Origin of the sequence: Endozoicomonas sp. ALC013 (assembly GCF_049310205.1) — a bacterium.
In the GTDB taxonomy this organism is placed as follows: domain Bacteria; phylum Pseudomonadota; class Gammaproteobacteria; order Pseudomonadales; family Endozoicomonadaceae; genus Endozoicomonas.
On record NZ_JBLYNS010000085.1, the window covers coordinates 1 to 22,429 of the forward strand.

At 48.6% G+C, this 22,429-nt stretch carries 18 protein-coding genes; 9 read left to right on the forward strand and 9 right to left on the reverse strand.

The window, feature by feature from the left end; translation table 11 throughout:
• Positions 1-177: 177 nt before the first annotated feature.
• From ilvN to ACO6V1_RS15160, 3 genes are all read right to left on the reverse strand, one after another.
• Positions 178-669 carry an acetolactate synthase small subunit gene (ilvN, locus tag ACO6V1_RS15150; protein ID WP_101748023.1) on the reverse strand — a complete coding sequence of 164 codons (492 nt, stop codon included), beginning with the start codon at positions 667-669 and terminating at the stop codon, positions 178-180.
• Positions 669-2,399 carry an acetolactate synthase 3 large subunit gene (locus ACO6V1_RS15155; protein ID WP_422467481.1) on the reverse strand — a complete coding sequence of 577 codons (1,731 nt, stop codon included), beginning with the start codon at positions 2,397-2,399 and terminating at the stop codon, positions 669-671. Before ACO6V1_RS15155 ends, ilvN begins: the two co-directional genes overlap by 1 nt.
• 559 nt (positions 2,400-2,958) lie before the next feature.
• Entirely contained in the window at positions 2,959-3,708 is a 750-nt protein-coding gene (locus tag ACO6V1_RS15160) for a hypothetical protein (protein WP_422462669.1), read from the reverse strand.
• 384 nt (positions 3,709-4,092) lie between these two features.
• Here ACO6V1_RS15160 and ACO6V1_RS15165 point away from each other — a divergent pair, with 384 nt between their 5' ends.
• Together ACO6V1_RS15165 and ACO6V1_RS15170 are read left to right on the forward strand one after the other, a co-directional pair.
• Positions 4,093-6,522, forward strand: coding sequence for a hypothetical protein (locus tag ACO6V1_RS15165; protein ID WP_422467483.1), 2,430 nt, complete (start codon positions 4,093-4,095; stop codon positions 6,520-6,522).
• 183 nt (positions 6,523-6,705) lie between these two features.
• Entirely contained in the window at positions 6,706-7,218 is a 513-nt protein-coding gene (locus ACO6V1_RS15170) for a hypothetical protein (protein ID WP_422450584.1), read from the forward strand.
• 53 nt (positions 7,219-7,271) lie between these two features.
• Here the strand turns inward: ACO6V1_RS15170 and ACO6V1_RS15175 are convergent, their stop codons facing one another.
• From ACO6V1_RS15175 to mrcB, 3 genes are read right to left on the reverse strand one after another with little or no spacing between them, the layout of a single operon-like run.
• Positions 7,272-7,583: a YqcC family protein gene (locus ACO6V1_RS15175; RefSeq protein WP_101748028.1), complete on the reverse strand. Its 312-nt coding sequence runs from the start codon at positions 7,581-7,583 to the stop codon at positions 7,272-7,274.
• 1 nt (position 7,584) lies between these two features.
• A complete protein-coding gene (locus tag ACO6V1_RS15180; RefSeq protein WP_422450582.1) occupies positions 7,585-8,007 on the reverse strand; it encodes a tetratricopeptide repeat protein in 423 nt (140 codons plus the stop codon).
• The gene (mrcB, locus tag ACO6V1_RS15185) at positions 8,004-10,337 is read right to left on the reverse strand and encodes a penicillin-binding protein 1B (RefSeq protein ID WP_422462673.1); all 2,334 of its coding nucleotides are present in this window, start codon (positions 10,335-10,337) and stop codon (positions 8,004-8,006) included. The genes ACO6V1_RS15180 and mrcB overlap by 4 nt, the downstream gene beginning before the upstream one ends.
• Positions 10,338-10,790: 453 nt before the next feature.
• On the opposite strand from mrcB, the gene ACO6V1_RS15190 reads away from it, so the two are divergent.
• On the forward strand, positions 10,791-11,057 hold the full coding sequence (locus ACO6V1_RS15190) for a TfoX/Sxy family protein (RefSeq protein WP_066014644.1): 267 nt from the start codon (positions 10,791-10,793) through the stop codon (positions 11,055-11,057).
• Positions 11,058-11,085: 28 nt separating this feature from the next.
• Here ACO6V1_RS15190 and ACO6V1_RS15195 read toward each other — a convergent pair whose 3' ends face one another.
• Positions 11,086-11,832 carry a HesA/MoeB/ThiF family protein gene (locus ACO6V1_RS15195; protein ID WP_422467485.1) on the reverse strand — a complete coding sequence of 249 codons (747 nt, stop codon included), beginning with the start codon at positions 11,830-11,832 and terminating at the stop codon, positions 11,086-11,088.
• A 188-nt stretch (positions 11,833-12,020) separates the two neighbouring features.
• Complete coding sequence (gene gcvH / locus ACO6V1_RS15200) at positions 12,021-12,413, reverse strand: glycine cleavage system protein GcvH (RefSeq protein ID WP_101748033.1); 393 nt, start codon at positions 12,411-12,413, stop codon at positions 12,021-12,023.
• A 336-nt stretch (positions 12,414-12,749) separates the two neighbouring features.
• On the opposite strand from gcvH, the gene ACO6V1_RS15205 reads away from it, so the two are divergent.
• Entirely contained in the window at positions 12,750-13,283 is a 534-nt protein-coding gene (locus ACO6V1_RS15205) for a hypothetical protein (RefSeq protein WP_422462677.1), read from the forward strand.
• A 39-nt stretch (positions 13,284-13,322) separates the two neighbouring features.
• Here ACO6V1_RS15205 and ACO6V1_RS15210 read toward each other — a convergent pair whose 3' ends face one another.
• On the reverse strand, positions 13,323-13,490 hold the full coding sequence (locus ACO6V1_RS15210; RefSeq protein WP_422450578.1) for a hypothetical protein: 168 nt from the start codon (positions 13,488-13,490) through the stop codon (positions 13,323-13,325).
• A 396-nt stretch (positions 13,491-13,886) separates the two neighbouring features.
• Here ACO6V1_RS15210 and ACO6V1_RS15215 point away from each other — a divergent pair, with 396 nt between their 5' ends.
• From ACO6V1_RS15215 to ACO6V1_RS15235, 5 genes are all read left to right on the forward strand, one after another.
• Positions 13,887-15,281, forward strand: coding sequence for a S8 family peptidase (locus ACO6V1_RS15215; protein ID WP_422462679.1), 1,395 nt, complete (start codon positions 13,887-13,889; stop codon positions 15,279-15,281).
• A 170-nt stretch (positions 15,282-15,451) separates the two neighbouring features.
• Positions 15,452-17,572, forward strand: coding sequence for a TonB-dependent receptor plug domain-containing protein (locus ACO6V1_RS15220; protein ID WP_422467487.1), 2,121 nt, complete (start codon positions 15,452-15,454; stop codon positions 17,570-17,572).
• A gap of 21 nt (positions 17,573-17,593) precedes the next feature.
• Positions 17,594-18,127 carry a YfiR family protein gene (locus ACO6V1_RS15225; protein WP_422462683.1) on the forward strand — a complete coding sequence of 178 codons (534 nt, stop codon included), beginning with the start codon at positions 17,594-17,596 and terminating at the stop codon, positions 18,125-18,127.
• Positions 18,128-18,132: 5 nt separating this feature from the next.
• The gene (locus tag ACO6V1_RS15230; protein WP_422462685.1) at positions 18,133-20,955 is read left to right on the forward strand and encodes a response regulator; all 2,823 of its coding nucleotides are present in this window, start codon (positions 18,133-18,135) and stop codon (positions 20,953-20,955) included.
• Between the two features lie 151 nt (positions 20,956-21,106).
• A partial coding sequence (locus ACO6V1_RS15235; protein ID WP_422467489.1) for a cadherin domain-containing protein occupies positions 21,107-22,429 on the forward strand: 1,323 nt, incomplete at its 3' end.

A 22,429-nucleotide genomic window follows, 5' to 3' on the forward strand; every position in this document is an offset into this window, starting at 1 on the left:
AAGCAGCAGCAAGAGGAATAAAAGGCATGGCATCCTGACAACAACATGATGCTGGAAGTATTAGAAAGCAATCTTCCAAATAACTGAAATCCGGCTAAGCCAAAACTCCCCCATCAAGGGGCTTTGAATAATTTACCCCGAAGTCGGACTCCGGGGTAAAAGATTAACAGTCAGCGCTTAAAGAGATAACACTTTTTCCCCACGGGAAATACCGGTCACCCCACTTCGCACAACTTCCAGCACCTGTGCCTGACCAATGGCTTCAATAAAGGCATCCAGCTTTTCACCGGTTCCGGTCAGCTGGATGGTGTAGACAGAGCTGGTCACATCGACGATCTGACCACGGAAAATATCCGCTGTCCGTTTTACCTCAGCACGCAGTGGCCCACCGGCACGCACCTTGATCAGCATCATCTCCCGCTCAATATGAGCACCTTCGGTCAGGTCCACCAGTTTTACCACATCCACCAGCTTGTTCAGCTGTTTGGTAATCTGCTCAACGACCTGGGGATTGCCCTCCGTGGTCAGCGTCAGGCGGGACAGTGTCTTGTCCTCCGTTGGTGCAACATTCAATGTTTCAATGTTGTAATTACGCTGGGAGAAAAGCCCGACAATACGCGACAGTGCACCGGGTTCGTTCTCAACCAGGACAGAGATAATCCGTTTCATCAGGTCCTCTCCGTTTTGCTGAGCCACATATCGGCCATATTGCCGTCCTTGATCTGCATGGGGTAAACATGCTCACTGGTATCCACCTGGATATCCATAAAGACCAGTCGGTCTTTAAGCGAGAACGCTTCCTCCATGGCCGACGTCAGCCTGGCCGGATCGGTAATTCTCATGCCCACATGCCCGTAGGACTCCGCCAGTTTGACAAAGTCTGGCAGTGAATCCATGTAAGAATGGGAATAACGACTGTCATACTGCATATCTTGCCACTGTCGTACCATGCCCAGTGCCTGATTGTTCAGGTTGATGATTTTCACATTCAAATCATATTGCAGACAGGTAGAGAGCTCCTGAATATTCATCTGAATACTGCCCTCACCGGTGACACAGGCCACATGGCTGTCCGGGAATGACAGTTTTATTCCCATCGCGGCAGGCAGACCAAAGCCCATGGTTCCCAGGCCTCCGGAGTTAATCCAGCGGTTGGGCTTATCAAATGGATAATACTGGGCAGCAAACATCTGGTGCTGACCAACATCGGACGTGATGTAGGTGTCTTCACCCCGGGTTACTTCATACAGTGTTTCTATAACCTGCTGAGGCTTGAGAATAGTGCCGTCACCCTTGTCGTAAGGGAACAGGCCACCACGACCTTCACGCCATTCATTGATCTGACGCCACCAGCTATCGAGCGCTTCCTGACCAATACGGGTATCGGTCTCTTTTATCTGACGGATCATGGTGTCCAGTACCGCATCCACTGGCCCGACAATCGGCACATCCGCCGGTATATTCTTGGAGATACTGGCCGGATCAATATCAATATGAATGATCCTGGCATCCGGGCAGAACTTTGATGTGTTATTGGTCACCCGGTCATCAAAACGGACGCCCACTGCCAGAATCAGGTCCGCATTGTGCATCGCCTGGTTCGCGCAGTAACTGCCATGCATACCGAGCATACCGACAAACTGATGGTCCGAACCAGGGTAGGCACCCAGGCCCATCAGAGTATTCGTCACCGGTACATTCAATGTTTTCGCCAGCGCTGTGAGTTGTTCAGACGCCTTGCCCAAAATAACACCGCCACCGGCATAGATAATGGGTTTTTTAGCCTCTGCCAGCAGTTCAACCGCTTTGCGAATCTGGCCATTGTGACCTTTAACCGGTGGGTTATAGGAACGCAGCCGTACCTTTTGCGGGTAACTGTATTGGTACTTTTTGCCCGGGTCAGTAATATCCTTGGGGATATCAACCACAACAGGCCCCGGGCGACCGGTCTGTGCCAGATGGAAGGCTTTCTTGATGACCTCTGGAATATCTTCAGCCCGCTTGACCAGGAAGCTGTGTTTTACGATGGGTCTGGAAATACCCACCATATCCACTTCCTGAAACATATCACTGCCAATAAAGGCAGACGGCACCTGACCGGAAAGCACCACCATGGGGATCGAGTCCATGTAGGCAGTGGCAATACCGGTAATGGTATTCGTTGCCCCCGGACCAGAGGTTACCAGGGCCACACCCGGCTTGCCGGTTGCTCTTGCGTAACCGTCTGCCATATGGGTGGCAGCCTGTTCATGACGTACCAGGATATGGGTAATCGCCTTCTGCCGGAAAATAGCGTCATAGACGTGCAGCAGAGCCCCCCCCGGGTACCCGTATATATACTCGACTCCCTCATCTGCCAGTGATCGGACCACCATGTCCGCGCCGGATAATAGCTCCACTTGCTAACCCTCGGCTTTATTTGGAATGAATTTTTATATCGCCCCGAATTGCTGGCGCTATTAACATCTTCTGCCGCTGAATATCCCGACTCAATGCCAACAGTCCCTGAAACAGAGCGTGTTAGAAATTGGCGAACACGAAAAGGCATCTCTTAACGATCAGCCTTCACCAACAAGTGCAGCTCCGGGCTGCATGAGACTCACAATTCTGGCTTGCAGAAATGCTACATTCCTGTGCGGGTAGGAGCAGTGCACCAACAAATGATCTCAGCACAAGATCGAGAAGTCGGTACACTAAGGAACACTCTTATCTGAGCCGCAGATAAGCGGCATCAAATTGTCGCATAATTCCCAACGCAGCTTCTTGGGCGGCTTCAGGAGGTGCCATTTTTGACTTTCAGCAGCCATCCGTCAATACAAATACGGATTTTGCCTCGATGAACACGAATTTTTTTGTCACAGAAAGACGATAAATGACTAATGCAATAATGGAGAGTACGAGGTTATCGACGATTCCCGTCGTCGGGAGGAGCTCCTGTATCCATAGTCGTGCAGGTTTTTACCTTGTTTCTGAGTCACCAGGGTTTGACCGGTAAGGCTTTAGAAAATCGCTTAATATTGATAATTTTTCATCGTTGTCACTGCTGCTGCATTCTACGATTTCAGATAGCCTGCTGAGGGTATCGCAGTGATGCCTGGCAATCCTGTCAGATATATATTTCTGAACATTGACACTTAAGTCAGCTGGCTCAAAAGGTGACCCGTGTTGTTTGGATATCAGAACATACCTGTCATCCACCAGAGTCTGTGGAACGGTGGCACCGAAGAAACCCGAAGGATGCCAGCGGTTGCCATCCGAATACTCGAATATCATGTCATCAACATCGCGATCAAGGTCAGAACTGGACATCAAGTGGTTAAGTATCCACTCATTCACTTTTGGATTTGCAACAAAATAGATCTGCCTCTGGAGCTCGCAATCGTCGTCGCGCTTGTGACAAGTATCTGAGGAATCAACCATACTGCACATCTTCACAGCACTGGACAACTCTTCTTCAGAAAACCCATCCTGACGCATAAGGTTTTGTGCATATTCAGTGAATTGAACGCTTTTTACCCCATCAGCAGCGCTTCTGCTGGCATGGTAAACAATACACTTTGCATCGTCTGATAACTGCCGTTTAACTTGCTGGCTTATGTCATCGCTCAGTTTTATGTGTGCAGGTAATGAAGCCTCCCTGGGCCATAAAGTACTGGTTGTCGGAACCGTATCTCTGATGTGATTTTGCTCACGTAATTGAGACTGCACTGCTGCAACTGGCACTTGATAGACAGCTCTTGGTCCAACGGTAGCCGGGGAAACAGGGTGAGAATTACCGTCATTAGCAGGGAAACTGACGTCCGGTGTAAAAGGCCCAGTCAGATCAGCGAGATTCATAGACGTTAAACTCTCGGGGTTGCACGGGAATTACTGACTCAGACAGCCATTTTTGATGAACGTTCCTGCCCCGGGGAAAGAGAACTGCCGATACCTGTAGTGTAAAGGTGCATCACAACGATTTGTCCATGTACGTCACAGGCTGGCCAATCAAAACAGGCCAATATATCTGCTCACCCACTGCCAAATCCTGCCGATTTTAAACAGTTAATGTGTTGGCTCACGAACATTGGTCATGGAAAAGGCTACAGGGAAATGATGGCTCATCTTCAACGGTCAGGATTGATTCGCCGTAAAACCAGGTACCTCAAAGCAATCATGGCTGGCTGGAGAGCAGCAAGAGCAGGTTGGCAGGCAGCCCGGGAAAAGTACTCGCAGCATTATCCTGAGCATGGCAGATCGACCACCGCTCGCAAGGCATCAGGAGGGACATTTTCCCGGTATCTGAAACGTCGTGATGGCCAGTCACTTATCAGGCCTCTGAACTCAACGACGATGCCACATGAGCAATTCGAAAAGTATGAGAGGGAGCTACTGGCTGCCCTCAATGTAGAAGAGCAGCCTGAAACCCGAAATATTGCCATTTCCGGAGCCATTGGTGTCGGCAAAAGCGCGTTTGTTCATGCATTCACCGAGCGTAATCCACAATTCAAGTACACCCGGATTTTTTTGCCACCGCTATCCGAAATCAATCCCCCCATTACTGGGGATAGCAATGAAAATGAGAAAGAATTATTAGAGCAACTTCTGTGCAGCATCACAGGCAAATTACCCGATGACATTAAGGCGCTGCAGCATAAACCCAAAGGCTGGAAAAAAGTCATTGGCGCGCTTCTGGCCTTATCGACCAGCTATTCCATTGCAACACTGGGCTATCTCAGCGGTAGTCTGGGCATTGATCAAAGTACAACGGTCAAAGCACTCCATCTGTATTTACCTGACCCGATGCTAGCCTTTGCCAAAAAGTATGCCCCATTATTAGCTGAACTCTCCTTATTCCTGGTGGGAACACTGGTCGTACTGTATCTATTTACGGGGTTACTGAAAACAGGCCAGAGAAAGAGGCGAACCCGGCTGGAGAACCGTGCAGACCGATCAGATGTCAGTCATTATCTCCATCAAATCAATCATGCCTTTAACCACGGCAGGTATGATGTGGTCATTGTTGAGAACCTGACAAGCCCTTCCCAGCAGACAGCATTGGAAACACTGTATTGTGTCAATGGCTACCTGAATGGCTCAGGCCATATTAAACAACCCGTCTATTTTATCTATCTCCTGGCGGACGAAATACTGACAGCTAGCGAACGTACCCGGTTTTTTGACCTGGTGGTTCCCATTATTCCCGCTCCCAATGCTGAACATACCGGCCCGGAACTGTATAAGCGGCTGAAAACCATCAATAGCCGTGGGATGGATAAAGCATTAATTTACAATGTTGCAAGCGCCATTGGCGACATGAAACTGATGACCAATATCGTTAATGAGTTTCATATTTACCTGGATCAGTTATCCACGGATTTTAAAGCGCCGAATAACAACAAGCTGTTTGCCATGGTCGTTATTAAGAATCTTTATCCCAAAGAGCATGCAGAATTAACCGATGGTATGGGGCTCTTTTGGACGGTGTTCCATGACAATAAACTACCTGGTAAAACGGTGGCCGAAACGCTACGGCAAGGCTTTATGGCGGATTCAGTGTTAAGAGCGCTGACTGAAGAACGCTTTGGCCCTTTACTTTACTTACTTATGAATGGGTATTTTGCTGAAGATTACCGGGACTATCTGTTTTATTTCTATCCAGATACTCCTTTCAATGGATATCCCATAGCTTCATGGCAACCGGCCACGCCCCTCCCACAATCCCTTGAGCATCAGGCGAGTAATTTCAGCCAGAAAAGCACTAACCAGAACAGCGGAGAGTATCTCAACGGCTACCTGCCCAATGACTTTCAAGTGGCCACACAGTGGCAAGTAAGCGAAGCTCTGGAAGTCTGGCAACATCGGGAGCTTGAGGCGAAAGAATACAGTTTACCAGACAGCAACGAAATCCATGATGCAACGTTGAACCAGCTACTCTCTGCATTCACTGACTTTTACCTTGAGCAACTGAACCTCACACATTTATCCCCAAGCCGGATTGAGATCATTATTCAGCACCCCAAGTGTCGGTTCTCATTGAAAAGCCTTGAGTGGCTGGCAAAAAGTGACAACCAGTTTAAGACAGACACCACCTATTACTACCTGCTACGTTTCTGGAACGAATATAAAACCAATGCCGTGAGTACCGCTCAATTAACGGTTAATACCATTGTAAAATTATTATCCGGCAGCGAAATCAATATTGATGATAAGTTATGGCTCTGCAACCTGTTAAACCATGAAAATGAAATTGATAGCCGTATATTGGCTGCAATGCTTGCACCCATCACCTCACAGCCTGCCGAAAGCTTTACCATGAAAATCAGATTTGGCCGACTTGAAATGCTTATGGCAACCGCCAGAACACTACCGGAAAAGATTCGTTTACTGTCACAGCAGGTAAAATACCTATCCAGACAAGAGGTGTTAACACTGCTTTCACAGTTGGATATTGATGGTACCGGTCAACTTATGAAAGAAAATAACCACTTCTCACTATCCGGTACACAGGAGAATATTGAATTAATAAACGCGTTTAAGTGAGATTATCCTGTAGAGGCAGTTTTGGATAAAAAGATAAAAAATCTCGGGCATATATAAGATAGGGTATAAATAACCTGAAATTTAGATGAATTACCTTATCTTCCTGAATTTACATCAACAAGGAGAAACTACCGGTGAAAATATTGGTCTAAATAATGCTTTAATGACCTTTTAGAGGTAGCTATGGATTCTTCTGTTACTGGTTCAGTCCCCATCTTATATACACAACAAAGTCAATCAGTTGGTATTTCTTCTGCCGCAAGCTCAGAGCCAGAAGTTTCAAGATCACGGGAAACATTACTACCACCTCCTGATGCATTTAATTCAGAGCAGGTGCCAGATGACAAAAAAGCAGCTGACCGCACGATTCATCCACAACCGGAAGGGGAAGCCAGACCTCAACTGGCCGGTGCTGATAGTATGTCCTCCGTATTAGATTCATTTTCTAATATTGCAACAACATTACCAGCGGCAATATCAGCTCATGACCCGAATATCAGTGATTCTCAGCCAGAGGACAAACCACAAGCCCTGCAAACCTCACAGGCAGAACCTTCAACGGAAGCGTCAGAAATGGTTCCACAAGAGCATCAACCAGTCAGAGGCCGTACAGCTGCTATAGCCGACTTTTTTCGCAGCTGTTGTGGTATTCGGGATCGACATGCCAGTCATCCGCCACCAAGATCCGGCACCTGAATAACCAGCACTTGCCTGCAGATTCCATAAGCCATTGACCTGCGACAGGCAGGTCAACTCATTAATCGATCAAACTGCTCAATAATCAGCAGCAGCTTTTCACTTTCCAGCCGTTCAAGGGGCAACGCCTCCTCTGCATAGGACTTGATATTTGAACCCTTTGGCAGAGTGCCGCCCCCATCCATGATAGCCCTGACGCGGGGAACAAATATCCACTGCAACCACTGGCTGAATGCCATGGTATCCATACAAAAAGGTGTGGTGCTGTTCATGGCTTCAACCGACGGAGGCATGGGAAGCCAGACATCCTGCCTGCGCAGCTCTGACTCCATAGCGTCCAGCAAAACAATAACTTCTTCAGACATATCAGCTATTCAACGCACTTAACAAATGAGTGATTTTTCGTTCCAGCATAAAGCCCGGTCCCAGACTTAATGCTCTCTCAGCCAGTTGCCGGGACTGGGCAACATGCCCCTGATCCTGACGCAGCAGGGCCAGCTGGTAATAAACGTCCGGAGCCGTTGGGCCAATGCGCATCGCCCGTCCAAGTGCACTCTCGGCCTCATCAAACCTGCCAGCTTCCCGGGCATTCCAGGCCTGGTGCAATAATGTGCCCAGTGCATCCTGACGCTGTTCATAGGGTGATGATGCCACTCCAGGCTGTTCTTTCTGTATCAATACTGGCGTAGAGCAACCCGTCAGAACTGCGGCCAACAACAGCGCAACGAAAAGCCAGGGTGGAAAAGATACCACTTTGCCACACCACTCACAGATGGTGTCATACTTCATTCAAACCACCCTTTGATTTTGTCAAACAGAGAATCCTTCACATCAGCCTTGCAACCGGCATAGGCCTTTGGCTCAGAACCCTTGATATAGGGCAATGGTTTAGCGCCCTGACAATAGCGATGACTGCGACCATTTGCCGATGGATTTACCCAGACGCTGGTCACATTGCTGGCTCCCAGGGATTTTACCGATTGCATCGGCACATTCGACATAAAGTTACCCCAGATTTTCAAAGCACCACTGCTGCCAGTGAGTTTTGTCGGGCTGTTGTCGTCGTGGCCAATCCAGGTCACTGCCACCAGATCACCGGAGTAACCGGCAAACCAGCTATCCCGGAGATCATTGGTGGTGCCTGTTTTACCGCCCAGGGCAATACCCGGCTCAACATACTGATATACGCCGCGTCCCGTACCGTCAGCCATTACCATACCCAAAGCGGTACGCAGCAGTTCCATTGGCCCCGGCTGAAAAGCCCGCTCGACAGAAATACTGTACCGGCTGAGTGGCTTGCCCTGGCTGTCTACCACCGCATCGATCGCCCGCAACGGCATACGAAAGCCACCACTGGCGATGGTTTGGTACATCTTGGCAACCTCAATCGGTGCCATGGATGGAGAGCCAAGCAAGACCGAAGGATAAGGTGGTAACTCCTGCCCGATACCCAGCCTCTTAAGCGTATCCAGGACCGATGACAAACCAACCGCCATCCCGGTATTGGCTGCCGCCTGATTATAGGATTTCGCCAGCGCCAGATAGAGTGGCACCTGACCATGGGATTCACGGCTGTAATTCTGAGGTTCCCAGTAACCGCCACGACCATCACTGATTTTCACTGGTGTATCATGGACAGGCGTCGTTAATGTGTACTGACCGGGCCGTTCAAGCGCGGTTAGATAGATTGCCGGCTTCAACAGGGAGCCAACCGGTCTGCGTGCCTCAAGGGCACGGTTAAATCCGGCATACCCGGGGTTTCGATCGCCCACAACGGCAAGAAGATCCCCGGTCTGGGCAGAGCTAACCACCATGGCACCCTGAAGCTGATTGTCCTTACCCAGAGTCGTTAACGTGCTGGTAACACTGTTCTGGGCCTCCCGCTGAATCACCGGGTCCAGGTTGGTGAAAATTCTCAGCCCCTCAGAGGTCAAGTCCTTCTCATCATAATCCTTGCGCAGCTGCTCTTTCACCATATCGATATAGGCAGGAAAATCGTTGGTACTGACCAGTTCCCGACTGACAACGCCCAATGGCAACTTTTTAGAGCGTTCAACTTCGGCAACAGGCACGATGGATCGCTCAGCCAGGACATCCAGCACAAGGTTTCGTCTCGCCAGAGCGCGTTCAGGGTATCGCCTTGGATCGTACCAGGAGGGCCCTTTGACCATAGCCACCAGCAAGGCCGTGCGGGCCAGATTCAATTCCTTGAGAGGCTGGGCAAAGTAAAACTGGCTGGCCAGGCCAAAACCATGAATGGCCCGACGCCCGTGCTGCCCCAGGTAAACCTCATTTAAATAGGTTTCAAGAATCTCCTCTTTGCCGTAATGCAGCTCAAGCAGCAGTGCCATAATGGCTTCTTTACCTTTACGAACCAGAGTGCGCTCATTGGTCAGAAAGAAGTTTTTCACCAACTGCTGGGTAATGGTACTCCCCCCCTGAACAACCCCTCCGGCTTTCAGGTTGGCCACCATGGCCCGGGCAATGGAGGTGGGTGAGATCCCGACATGGTCGTAATAGTCCCGGTCTTCAATGGCCAGCAGGGCAGGAATCAGATACCGGGGAGTCTGGGCGGTCCGAATCAGCAGGCGGTCTTCATAACTGGCCGGATAAATACCACCAATGGGCTGTGGATCAAGCCTTAACAGTGGCAGGTTTTGACCATCCCGGTCCGCGAGGCGAATCACCTCATTGCCTTGAAAGTCAACCTGCACATAGCGCGGTGGTTCAGCACCATCGGGAAAGTGAAACCCCCGGCTATAAATAACGAACTGACTGCCATTGCGGGCAAACGTACCTGGTCGTGCCACATCACGCACCGCCTGATAGCCCTGACGCCTGAGCTGGGACTGGAGATCACCGGGGGTTATCAGCTTGCCTTTATACAATTCAACAGGACGGGCAAATACCTTGGCCGGTATCGCCCACTTTTTCCCTTCAAACTGTTTAGTGACTACGGCATCCAGATAGACAGCGTAAGCACAAACCAGAACCACCAGCGTCAAGCCCAGCTTGAGCAGGATAGATTTCCACGGTACCGGATTGTCCTGCCTTTGCTTAGAGGATGACCGGGTCTTTTTGGCGGGCCTGCCTTTTTTAGTCGTCGATTTTTTTACCATGATGGCGATTATACGCTGGAGCCTGTTGTTGATCTTGTTCGGAAAACGAAAGTGATCGGGAAATGTCTATATTGTTTCCCTTCAGGAGGTATTTTGGTATCGAAAATGACGATTGATTAGCAAAGGCGGAACCCACGTCGCTTACCGTGAATAAAAAGTTGCTTTATCAGCCATCTGGTTGCCAGTACATGGTTTCAATTTGATGGGTTCCTTCTTCCAATGACTCCCAAGCTCCGTTCGTCCTGAGCGGAGATTGTACACATCACACTCATCGAAATGATGCACTGGAAAGTCCCAACAAGGCGTCAAAACACCATTGCGTCAGTAATAACTGATAACTCTATGGGAGGACTTCAAAAGTCTGGTCTATTCTTAAGGGAAAATGACTTCTGAGTTTTTAATAATCATGCTGTCTCTGGTACGGACGCTAGAGTTGAGTTAGGGATCCAGTACATGGCAACTGATCTGATCGAATTAAAAAACCTTGGCAAAACATCCGTACAATGGTTAAACGCTGTAGGCATCAGAACGCTCGAACAACTCCATGACGTAGGCTCTGTTGCAGCCTACTGCAAGGTTCGTGACCGTGGCTTTAAAGTTTCCAAGGTATTGCTTTACGCACTTGAAGGAGCCCTTATTGGTGCGCACTGGAATGACCTGGACCCGGATTACAAGGCCCGTCTGTTAGAGGCAGTAGAAGACAGTCCTCCACCACCCTGACACCTCCCTCGCAAAAGTTTGACGCTATTCACACCCGGCTGCAGACAGGACACTCCGGATCTGCCTGCAGCCCCACGGTCTGCCATTCCATGGTCATCGCGTCAAAAATCATCAAACGACCGTTCAATGTTTTGCCAAATCCGGCAACCAGTTTGATGGCTTCCAATGCCTGCATTGTGCCTATCATTCCGACCACTGGCCCAAGAATTCCCGATTCAGAACAGCTGAGATTTTCATTGCTCTGCTCATCGTATAGACACCGGTAACAGGGTGCACCTGGCTGACGACGATCATAAACTGTCAGCTGGCCGTTAAGCCTGATGGCGGCACCACTGACCAGGGGAACAGAGGCCCTGACACAGGCAGCATTGATGGCAAACCGACTGGTAAAGTTATCGGTACAATCCAGAACCACAGTCGCTTTTCTCACCTGCTCTGACAGGCCTTCACCTGCCAGACATCCATGGATGGTCTCAATCTGAATACTGTCATTGACTGCCAACAGCCGGGCCTGTGCAGCGGAGACTTTTGCAGCCCCCAGATCATCGGCACAATAAAGGGACTGCCGCTGAAGGTTGCTGGTATCCACCGTATCCGGGTCAACCAGCATCATGTGTCCCACGCCTGCTGCGGCCAGATACTGAGCTGCCGGACAGCCCAGCCCACCCAGGCCAAGAATTAAAACGCTTGATGACAGCAACCGTTCCTGCCCTTCGATATCAACCTGGGGAAGCATAATTTGTCGGCTATAGCGGAGTAACTGCTCATCATTCATGGGTGGTTGCTGTCCTTATAAAAAATAGCTTGAAAGATAGGCTGCCTGTAACCATCAGGAAATCCGGCACTTAAGTGAAGTATAAGGAGAGCATCAATCCGATAACACACCCACTGCTGTCTCTTGGCAGCAGGTGGTTGGTAACAGGTAATGACTTCAGATGCGGGGATCAGCTTGCCCGGAAGCAATCAGGACTCTGACTCAATAAACTCACCATAGGCTTCTGCATCCATCAGATCACCGAGTTCACCATCATCATCAAGTTTCATCTTGAAGAACCAGCCATCATTATAAGGATCACTGTTGACAGTTTCCGGAGCGTCTTCAAGAATGCCATTAACGTCAATCACTTCACCCGTCAATGGCACATAGATCTCTGAGGCAGCTTTTACAGACTCTACAGCGCCGGCCTCATCACCTGCAGCGAGCAAAGCACCCTGCTCAGGCAGTTCAACAAAAACCACGTCCCCCAGGGCTTCCTGGGCATGATCTGTAATACCAATAGTGACGGTACCATCTTCCTCCAACCTGACCCATTCATGGGAACGCAGATACCGTAACTCAGAAGGTATATTGCTCATCTATTTTTCCTCGGTTGACTCTCAGTAAAGCTAACGCTGTTTATTGGCTCATGACTGTCAAAGAGCTCAGGGCTGTCTAAGAGCTCATCGCTGACTGGCACGAGCATTCTAACTAGTTTAGTGGGAAGTTTACATAGCACCATCCCGGTTAACGACCTGAATAGAACATACCTCTGAATTTTTTGAGCTGACTACCCTGTATACAAAACTCAACAGCCTGTGCAACACTGAAAAGTTATAAGACATGGCTAAGAAGCCCGAAGTGTGCCGTGGGCCTGATGTTGCGCCAACATGGCACGGATTAATAGTAAATCAAGTGATAAGGTTCAGAGTCCAATGTCACTATCCAATGCCTGCCGATGTAATGAACAGTTGCTGTCTGATTTGATTCAGGTTATTGAAAGACTTCCTGCAAATACTTGTCAGAAAGCTGTCGCTCCTGACAGTGCTCAAACCATAGGCGCTCATGTACGTCATATCATTGAGTTTTATCAGTGTTTTTTATCCGGTCTGGATAGTAGATACATTAACTACGACAACAGGGACAGAGACCCGGAATGTGAGAGGAATGTCGCTTCTGCAGTAGGCGCTTTGCTGAGTATCAAGAAGCGGCTGGTAAAGTTGACAAAGAATGCATCGGGTGAGATCCATCTCACACTCAATGCCTGCATTGATACCAATGGAACTGTCGTTAAGACGGAAACATCGGTCATTCGTGAGCTGTTATTTTTGCAATGTCACACCACGCACCATTTGGCCATCATCAACTTGCTGCTGCAACTGTCAGGCCACCCCCCCCAAAAAAATTTCGGCGTTGCCACCTCAACACTGATTTATCAAAAACAGCAGGAAACATCCTCTGAAAACTAAACTGCCGTTCTACGATACTTCAGACAACCGCAGCAACACTCAGTTCATTTCTGGCCAATTCTTATCCGCAGCTGTAATAAAGCCAAGAATATCCACCAGCCATTTTTCCTGCACACTGTTGTCGTAATTCAAATACAGTTTGTCAGCAAAGGCGTTGAGGCTCAATGCCATCAGCAGGACCGTAGCTATCCTTAATAATGTATTCATGAAGCATCATCCTCTTCAGTTGTTGATTTTATTTTGTTCAGGGGCTGACCAGGTTTCCCCTATTTCCATGCCTTAATAAATTCTACAGTAAATGACCCAAAAAAAGTGCCAGAAAAGCCAGCTAAGATGGGATAAAACCATCAATACTGACCAGTGCTGCCGAAATAATGGCAGCGTTTTCCAGAAGACAAATCGACAGTAACATCAAACCTGCCGATACCATTAGGTGCTTTGTGACGTCCAATATCTGATCAGCCGTCAACTATCCAAAATACTTTGAAGCCTCTATTTCCATCCACCATACTTTTTCCTTAGGTGGATTCCAAATTCCTATAAGTAACCAAATAGAATTGAATATTGCATTTGGTGAACTATTTACCCCTGAGGCAAGCATCAATGAACTCACTGCTGACAAGGATTGTTTTAGCAGCAACACTGTTGACACCAACATTTATTTCACAGGCTGAAGTAGATAATTACCGACTTTTATTACAACGCACAGATAGAGTCATTGTTCACTTTAAAGAAAAGCCTACCGAAGCCAGAGCATTGGCTTTTATTAAACAGGGTGTAACCCATGGCGGTTATGGGGTTGCGGCCGGAAAAAGGCAGGAAGTGCTGTCAATAGGAGCCACCGTTAATCTTGACGATGCAAAGACGCTGGCAGCCGGATTAGAAGACGATCCCCAGGTAAAGTTTGCTGAGCCAGACCTGGTAATGCAGGCCATGAGAGTCCCCAACGACCCCCTTTATAATCAGCAATGGCACTACTTTGAAACCGGAGCGGGTATTAATCTCCCTGCTGCCTGGGAAATATCCATTGGCAGTACTGACAATGTGATCGGTGTTATTGATACCGGGATTACTGATCACCAGGAGATTAATGGCAGACTGGTAGCAGGTTATGATTTTGTTTCTGATCCCTGGATGGCGAATGATGGTGATGGCTGGGATAGTAACCCCCGGGATCCGGGAGACGCTCTGCAGCCAGGAGCCTGCGGCTCCTCATTCGGTGACCCGGTTCCGGCTAATGCCCGAAAGAGCAGCTGGCACGGTACTCATGTTACGGGCACGATTGCGGCGAAAACCAATGACAGCGTCGGTGTTTCAGGGGTTACCTGGCTCTCCGGGGTGCAAACGCTCAGGGCGCTTGGGCGATGTGGTGGTTATACCTCCGATATCGTATCAGCCATGCGTTGGGGAGCAGGCCTGAAAGTCTATGGACTCCCGATAAACCCCAATCCGGTCAACGTACTGAATCTAAGCCTTGGTGGTGAAGCGCTCTGGTGTCCGCAAACCTATCAGGACGCCATTGATGAAGTGGTTGCTGCGGGTGTCACGGTGGTGGTTGCAGCAGGCAATGAGCAACAAAATGTGGCGATGAGCACGCCGGCAAACTGCAAAAATGTCATTGTTGTTGGTGCTATCAATCGCACAGGAAACCTCAGCTGGTACTCAAATTATGGTACCGATATCGACATTATGGCTCCCGGTGGTGAGACTCTTTTCCAGGGCAATGGCATCCTGTCATTGTACAATTCCGGGCTGAACGGTCCGACAAACGGCTCCTACGCTGAGCTGCAGGGCACCAGCATGGCAGCACCACATATCGCAGGTTTAATTGACCTTAGTTACGCTGTCAATCCAACGCTGTCACCTTCTGAGCGCGAGCGCCTGTTGAAAGAAGCAGCCAGACCCTTTGCCTCAGATAGCGATTGCTCAACCTTCAGGTGCGGTGCCGGGATTGCCGATGCCGCAGCCTTCCTGAGAGCCATCCAGAAGGCTAAGTGAGAAATAGTCAGACGAGCCCTGAAATCAGGGCTAAATTTTTAATAAGAGCTAATAAGATAAACAGGTATTGCAACGCTTCAAAGATCAAGCAATGGAGCAGTCATACCCGGGATGAACAGAGAATGATTCAGCAGCACTTCTCTCTTCAATAAATCCAATGGAGTGGAACCTTGAAACCATCAAATCATGCGCTGCTGCTGGCTGGAATTTTTTCTTCTCTCATCGCTCCCATGAGTCTTCAGGCTGATTCCGATCCGGAAATAACCGATGATGGGCTGTTGGATCTCAGCCTGGAAGAGCTGATCGCACTGGATGTCCCCGACGTCACATCGGTATCCAAAAGAAAACAGCGCCTGATGGACTCCCCTGCCGCTGTGTTTGTTATCACCAATGAGGATATTCAGCGTTCAGGTGTGACATCCATTCCAGAGGCACTGAGAATGGTCCCTGGCATGCAGGTAGCCCGGTTGAATAGCAATACCTGGTCCATCAGTACCCGGGGTTTTAATTACATTTTTGCCAATAAATTGCTGGTACTGATCGATGGTCGCACCGTTTACTCGCCTCTGTTCTCCGGTGTTAACTGGGATGTCCAGGATACCATGCTGGAAGATATTGCCCGTATTGAGGTGATTCGCGGCCCGGGGGCGGCGCTGTGGGGTGCCAATGCTGTAAATGGTGTGATCAATATTATTACCAAACATGCGGCAGATACCCAGGGTGGTCTGCTGTCTACCGGGTTTGGTTCGGAAGAGAAAGCCTTTGGGGCCTATCGCTACGGTGGGGAATTAGGGGATTCTGGCTACTACCGGGCGTTTTTCAAAACCTTCAACCGCGATGGATTAGCGAACAAAGACGGTACCGATGCCAATGACGACTGGACATTAAAACGAACAGGATTTAAAGCGAATTGGCGAACATCAAACGGGGCTGAAGCGTCACTTCAGAGTGAACTTTATGACGGCACAACCCGCCCCGACTTAAAAATCTTCAATGAAACCACACTGAGCCCGGATCGCATTAACAATCAAAGCAGAGATCAAAAGGGTGGGCATCTGATCGGCAGCTATAAACAGTACCAGGCTGACGGCAGCCACTTTGCCATCAAAGGCTACTATGACCGCTATGAAAATTATGATTACCGGTTCACGGAAAAGCGAGATACTGCCGACCTTGAGTTTCAGCACCAGATACTGCCCGGCAACGATCATGACATCATCTGGGGCCTGGGTTATCGACTGACCCAATATAACCTCAACAGCGCCACGAACAACATCACCATGGCACCTGCCAGGCGAACGGACCGGCTATACAGCGCATTTGTTCAGGATCACATTACTCTTTCACCGCAATGGGCTCTGACGCTTAGCTCCCGCTTTGAGCATAACGACTTTACCGGTTATGAGATTCAGCCCAATGCCAGTCTGACCTGGAAGATATCGGACCAGCAAACCCTGTGGATGAAAGCGGCCAGTGCGTTAAAGACACCATCAATCAGTGAAACATCGGTAACCTCCCGTGGCATTGCATTCCTGCGAGAAGAGGACGCTCCTGTACCGGGAACCGCTACTCCAGACTTATTAGCTATCAGTGGCAATGATCAACTGGATTCGGAAAAATTGTTTGCTTTGGAGGTGGGCTATAGAGAGCAGTTTAATAACCGGCTACTGTTTGATATCACTGCCTTTTTCAATCAGTACAGAGATCTTTTGGCCTACGTTGATCAACCCGGTTGCCTGGATAGAACCACTTTTGACAGTTCAGTCATGCTTTGCTCCTATGGCGACAATGGAAGCAAACCCGCCGTAGAATATTCAACCACATTTGCCAACGGGCTAACGGCTAACACTTATGGTCTGGAGGTAACAACAGACTGGCAGGCAACCCCCTGGTGGAAACTGCAATTTAACTACAGTTTTCTGGGTGTTGATGCATTCAGCAAGGATTCCGGTTCAGCTATAACCAACAGCTACCTTAGGGGAAATGAACACTTACTGGAAACCCTCAGTGCCAACAATACCGCCAATATCCGTTCTTACATGAACTTACCCCACCAGTGGTATCTGGATTTCTGGGTACGCTATATGGATAACCTCAGAGATGCAGAAGTTAGTGCCAACACGGCCCTGGACTTCAGGGTAGCCAAAAAATTCGGCAAAGACCTTGAACTGTCCCTGACCGGCAAGAACCTGTTCGACAAACAACGGCTGGAATTCGATGAAATATTCAGCGGGCTCGGCGAAACTGAGGTACAGGAATCCTGGTACCTGCAGTTACGCTGGCAACATTAATCGGATGGGGGAGATCACTTCATGCCGATCATAATCAACAAAACCTGCGCAATCATTGCAATAGCTCTGCTCTGCTGCTTAAACGTAACTCAATCAGCAGCCAGTGAAGTTACCAAAGCTGATAAGGTTAAGGCCGCCATTGTCTATAAACTGTCCAAGTTTGTTGCCTGGCCCGGAAAAAAGCAGACCCTGGCACTGTGCATTATTGGTAGCGGAGCCATTAACAGTGAACTGCAAAAAATCAATCATAAATTCAGCAGGGGGCGGCGTATATCAGTCACTCATAAAATACACAGCGCCCCATTGGAAAAGCTGTGCGACATTGTCTACATCCATAACTCAACGCCACATGTCGTATCCGAAATCTTACAGAAATTAAAAAATGAATCGGTACTGACCATCAGTGATAGCGAGAACTTCGCTTATCAAGGTGGCGTGATAGGACTGATCCGTACCGGCAGCCGGATCCAGTTTGCCATCAGTCAGAGTGCGACCAGAAACGCGAGCCTGACAATTAATGCCCAATTAATGAGGTTAGCCAAGGTTGTTAAATAGTCATTATGATCACATTTAAGAACCTGCCCATTAAAAAGAAGTTACGATACGCCATGCTGATAACGGCGTATTCCGTTCTGCTGGTGACCCTGAGTGTGCAAACCGTGAGTGAATATATGCACTCACGGTCTTTGCTGGTCAGTAAACTGGAAACCCTGGTTGAAGTGATTGGTGCCAATGCCCAGGCAGCTTTAATGTTTGAGGATACCATAGCAGCTGAACAACTATTGAACGGTTTCTCCAGCACCAATGAAATAGAAGCAGCCTACTTATTAAATCCGTCCGGTGAGCGCGTCGCCGACTATCATCGGGAAAAGAAGCAACCCTGGGCCTTTACCCTGCAGGAACTCAACCAGCCCGTTACCTTATTCAGCAAAGCCAAGCTGCATTTATATCGTCCTATCAATTTGGATGGTCAGTTTATTGGTGCCATTTATATCCAGTCAAACCTGAGTGAGCTCTACCTGCACCTCACTCATATCTTGTTTTTGGTCATGATTGCGGCATTAATTTCTATCGTACTGGCGGCAATGCTGAGTGCCAGGCTGCAAAAACTGCTGGCACGGCCCATTACAGAACTGGCTGATACCATCAGCGAAATCACCAAATACCAGCAGTATGATCGCCAGGTGCAAAAATACGACAACGATGAGATTGGGCAACTGTATGACTGCTTCAATAACATGCTCATGCAGATCAAAGAACGAGATGACCGACTGCAACAACATCGTGAAAACCTGGAAGCCACCGTTACCAGTAGAACCAATGAACTGAAAATGGCCAATCGGGGGCTGAAAGAAAATCTGACGGAGCTTAATGAAGCCAAAGAAGCCGCATTGGATGCGGTCAAAGCCAAAAGTTCTTTCCTGGCCAATATGAGCCATGAAATCCGTACGCCGATGAATGGTGTTCTTGGCATGCTGGACCTGATGAAAGACACCCCACTCACAAAAACACAAAATGATTTTTTGAATACCGCTTATTCCTCTGCTGATTCGCTACTTTCCATCATTAACGACATTCTCGACTTTTCAAAAATTGAAGCTGGCAAGATGACCATTGAGGCAGTGGATATTTCAGTCCGGGATGTTGTTGAAGATGTCTGCACATTACTGGCAGGCACCGCCCGAGAGAAGGGCCTGGAGCTTAGCTGCTATACCGATGTTGACCTGCCAGCCACACTGAAAGGAGACTCGGTAAGACTTAGGCAGGTGCTAACCAACCTGATTGGCAATGCCATAAAGTTCACCATCAAGGGAGAGGTCAGCGTTAAAGTAAACCTGATCAAACGGTCACAGGCGTCGGCACAAATTGAATTTTCTGTGGAGGATACCGGCATTGGTATTGCTGAACATATCCTGCCAACCCTGTTCAATGAGTTTACCCAGGCCGACGGCAGTACTACCCGGAAGTTTGGAGGCACCGGTCTGGGTTTGACGATCTCCCGACAGTTGGTTGAGCTAATGGGAGGCAACATCCGTGTTATCAGTGCTGAAGGTCTCGGCTCCACATTCACCTTCACTCTGGAGATGGCCATATCCCAAAACCAATGCAGGCAAAAGTCTCAGACACTTCATGCACTGGACGGTATAAAAGCCTTGGTCGTTGATGATAATCACACCAACCGGGAGATTCTTCGCCACTATCTAACAGCCTGGGGCCTGGATCACAACGAGGCATCAACCGCAAAAGACGCTCTGCAGCTATTGAGAAAAGCTCATAACAATAACCAGCCCTATGAGCTTGTCTTTCTGGATATGAATATGCCCGACATGGATGGGCTGGAATTGTCTAAAGTGATCGAAGACGATCCCGACTTACAGTCCATTCGCAGAATCATGCTTAGCTCGACCGGTTTTATCCCTCAAGAACAACAGCAAGCGGCCGGGCTGTCCGCTTGCCTGAGCAAACCATTCCGACAGTCCAGATTGCTGGATACCGCCATGCAGGTGATGCATTACGCCAGCCAACAACCGGATGGTCTGACAGACCAACATGAACCAGAAACGGCAGTATTCTCCGAAAGCATCCAGATACTTCTGGTAGAAGACAATATGGTCAACCAGAAAGTCGCTACCAGCATGCTGAAAAAAATTGGCTTGAGTCATATTCATATAGCAGAAGATGGTCGTGAAGCGGTCAACATGAGCCGACACCAAACCTACGACCTGGTGCTGATGGACTGCCAAATGCCGGAGATGAGCGGATATGAAGCCACAGGTCTGATCAGACAAAGAGAGCGTGAGCAACAGTTACCCAGAATACCGATCATCGCGATGACCGCCAATGCAATGGCTGAAGACCGGGAAAAGTGCCTGGCTGCCGGCATGGATGACTATCTGAGCAAACCGGTCAAAATTGACCACCTCAGGGAGAGGCTGGCGCACTGGCTGATTCACGACACACCGCCACAAACAGGAACACCGAAAGCTGCAGAAAAAAACCGGACGATTGCCAGCAAACCGGATCTATCAAAACAGCATCCATTGATTGATCAGTCCGTCTTCAATGCACTTCAGGAGTTGATGGAAGAAGAGTTCCCGGTACTGATTAACAGCTATCTGGAAGACGCCCCTAAATTAATGGCCGACATCAAATTCTCTTCCAAAGATGCAGACCGGGAGGTGCTGGTAAGAGCAGCCCATACCCTGAAATCAAGCAGTAACAATCTTGGTGCCACACAGCTGGCAATGATTGCCGCCGACATCGAGAAGGAAGGGAAAGCCAGCCAGCTGGCAGAGGCATCAGCGTTAATCGCTTCACTGGAATCAACGCTTGATGAAACCCTTCAATCTCTAATAATAAAAACAAAACAATCAAAAAATTGACTGATCAAAATGACCGATGATTCATCTGAATACGAATCTGTCTTTTTAAATATGTTGACTGATTATACCCCACATCAAACAACTACAATTACTGAATAAGTTCATGAACCGCATGTAAGCCGGACAACACCTTAGCGGAAGAGGTAAACTAATGAATTCTGACAAAAATATCCCCGTCATAGGATATGTAACCGATGCCACTTCGGCCATTGAAGTCACTGATTCAAATGGAAACGTTGTCACCAAAAAGGTTGGTGACCCCATTTTTCTTGATGAAGTCATTAATAATGAGTCCGGTTCAGAAGTTGTCGTCAAATTATTAAATGGTCAATCTCTAACGGTTCCGGTGGCGCAACAAGTAGTGATGGGGGCAGAGATCGTTAATAGTCTTGATCCAACGGCTGCCGGCGAAGAAGGCGATCAAGATAAAGAAAGCGAAGAAAGTGATCAAAGCGATGAAGCTGATGAAAGTGATCAAGTTAAAGAAAGCGAACAGGTTAATGACTCACCAACAGAGCAATCAGATAATTCAGATTCAACACAAAGCACTTCAGATCAATCAGATACAGGCATTACCCAATCACGGTTACCTACTACGGTCGTCATTGAGCAGGAAAACAGTCAAAATACAGACCGCCAATCAACGGAAGATCAATCAAAAGGTAACGAACTCAGTCAACTGGAGTTCAACTCAATTAGTCAGCTGAGCGACAATCAACCTTCTGCCCCTGAAAGCATTGCTCCAGTCATCGAAAGTCAAAACTTTAACGTTAATGAAAACGTCCCTGAAGACGGCTCTGCGGTCGTAGGTCAGGTTATTGCCAGCCAATCTGACAATATGACGTTTGCCATTATCGGAGGTAATGAAGACAACGCCTTTGCCATCAGGCCCACAACCGGTGAACTGCTCGTTACCGGCCCCCTGAATCATGAAATAAGAGATAGCTACAACTTAACCGTCGAAGTAACTAGCCAGAATGGTATCAGCAGAAATGCCTCCGTCAGTGTTTCAATTAATGATCTCAATGAAGTGCCTGAAGCTTATGACGATGTTGATGACAGCCATGAAAATCATGTACTGATCATCGATGTACTGGCAAATGATGTTGATGAGGATCTGGCTGATGGACCAGACAACTTCAACCTCCTCAGCGCTGAGATTGTCGATAACCTGGGCAATGTCATGGCTGGTCAGGGCTCTGTCAGCATTGTCGATAACCGGCTGCAGTTTACCCCAGGGGCAGATTTTGATTATCTGGCAACCGGTGAGTCAGCTGTCATCACCATTCACTACATCATGAGTGACGATGGTGGTATGACCTCAAATGCCATCACCACCATTACCGTCACCGGAGCCAACGACGGGCCAGTAGCCACCGCCGATATTGACACAACCGGGGAAAACAACAGCGTTTTCGTCGATGTCATTGCCAACGACAGTGACCTGGATGGCAACAATATGCTTAGTGTCAGT

Excerpts from the sequence above, each read along its gene's own strand:
- ACO6V1_RS15230 (WP_422462685.1), top strand. The coding sequence starts at position 18,133 with ATGATCACATTTAAGAACCTGCCCATTAAAAAGAAGTTACGATACGCC.
- ACO6V1_RS15195 (WP_422467485.1), bottom strand. The coding sequence starts at position 11,832 with ATGAATGATGAGCAGTTACTCCGCTATAGCCGACAAATTATGCTTCCC.
- ilvN (WP_101748023.1), bottom strand. The coding sequence starts at position 669 with ATGAAACGGATTATCTCTGTCCTGGTTGAGAACGAACCCGGTGCACTG.
- mrcB (WP_422462673.1), bottom strand. The coding sequence starts at position 10,337 with ATGGTAAAAAAATCGACGACTAAAAAAGGCAGGCCCGCCAAAAAGACC.
- ACO6V1_RS15215 (WP_422462679.1), top strand. The coding sequence starts at position 13,887 with ATGAACTCACTGCTGACAAGGATTGTTTTAGCAGCAACACTGTTGACA.
- gcvH (WP_101748033.1), bottom strand. The coding sequence starts at position 12,413 with ATGAGCAATATACCTTCTGAGTTACGGTATCTGCGTTCCCATGAATGG.
- ACO6V1_RS15205 (WP_422462677.1), top strand. The coding sequence starts at position 12,750 with ATGTCACTATCCAATGCCTGCCGATGTAATGAACAGTTGCTGTCTGAT.
- ACO6V1_RS15175 (WP_101748028.1), bottom strand. The coding sequence starts at position 7,583 with ATGTCTGAAGAAGTTATTGTTTTGCTGGACGCTATGGAGTCAGAGCTG.
- ACO6V1_RS15225 (WP_422462683.1), top strand. The coding sequence starts at position 17,594 with ATGCCGATCATAATCAACAAAACCTGCGCAATCATTGCAATAGCTCTG.
- ACO6V1_RS15210 (WP_422450578.1), bottom strand. The coding sequence starts at position 13,490 with ATGAATACATTATTAAGGATAGCTACGGTCCTGCTGATGGCATTGAGC.
- ACO6V1_RS15170 (WP_422450584.1), top strand. The coding sequence starts at position 6,706 with ATGGATTCTTCTGTTACTGGTTCAGTCCCCATCTTATATACACAACAA.
- ACO6V1_RS15180 (WP_422450582.1), bottom strand. The coding sequence starts at position 8,007 with ATGAAGTATGACACCATCTGTGAGTGGTGTGGCAAAGTGGTATCTTTT.
- ACO6V1_RS15165 (WP_422467483.1), top strand. The coding sequence starts at position 4,093 with ATGATGGCTCATCTTCAACGGTCAGGATTGATTCGCCGTAAAACCAGG.
- ACO6V1_RS15190 (WP_066014644.1), top strand. The coding sequence starts at position 10,791 with ATGGCAACTGATCTGATCGAATTAAAAAACCTTGGCAAAACATCCGTA.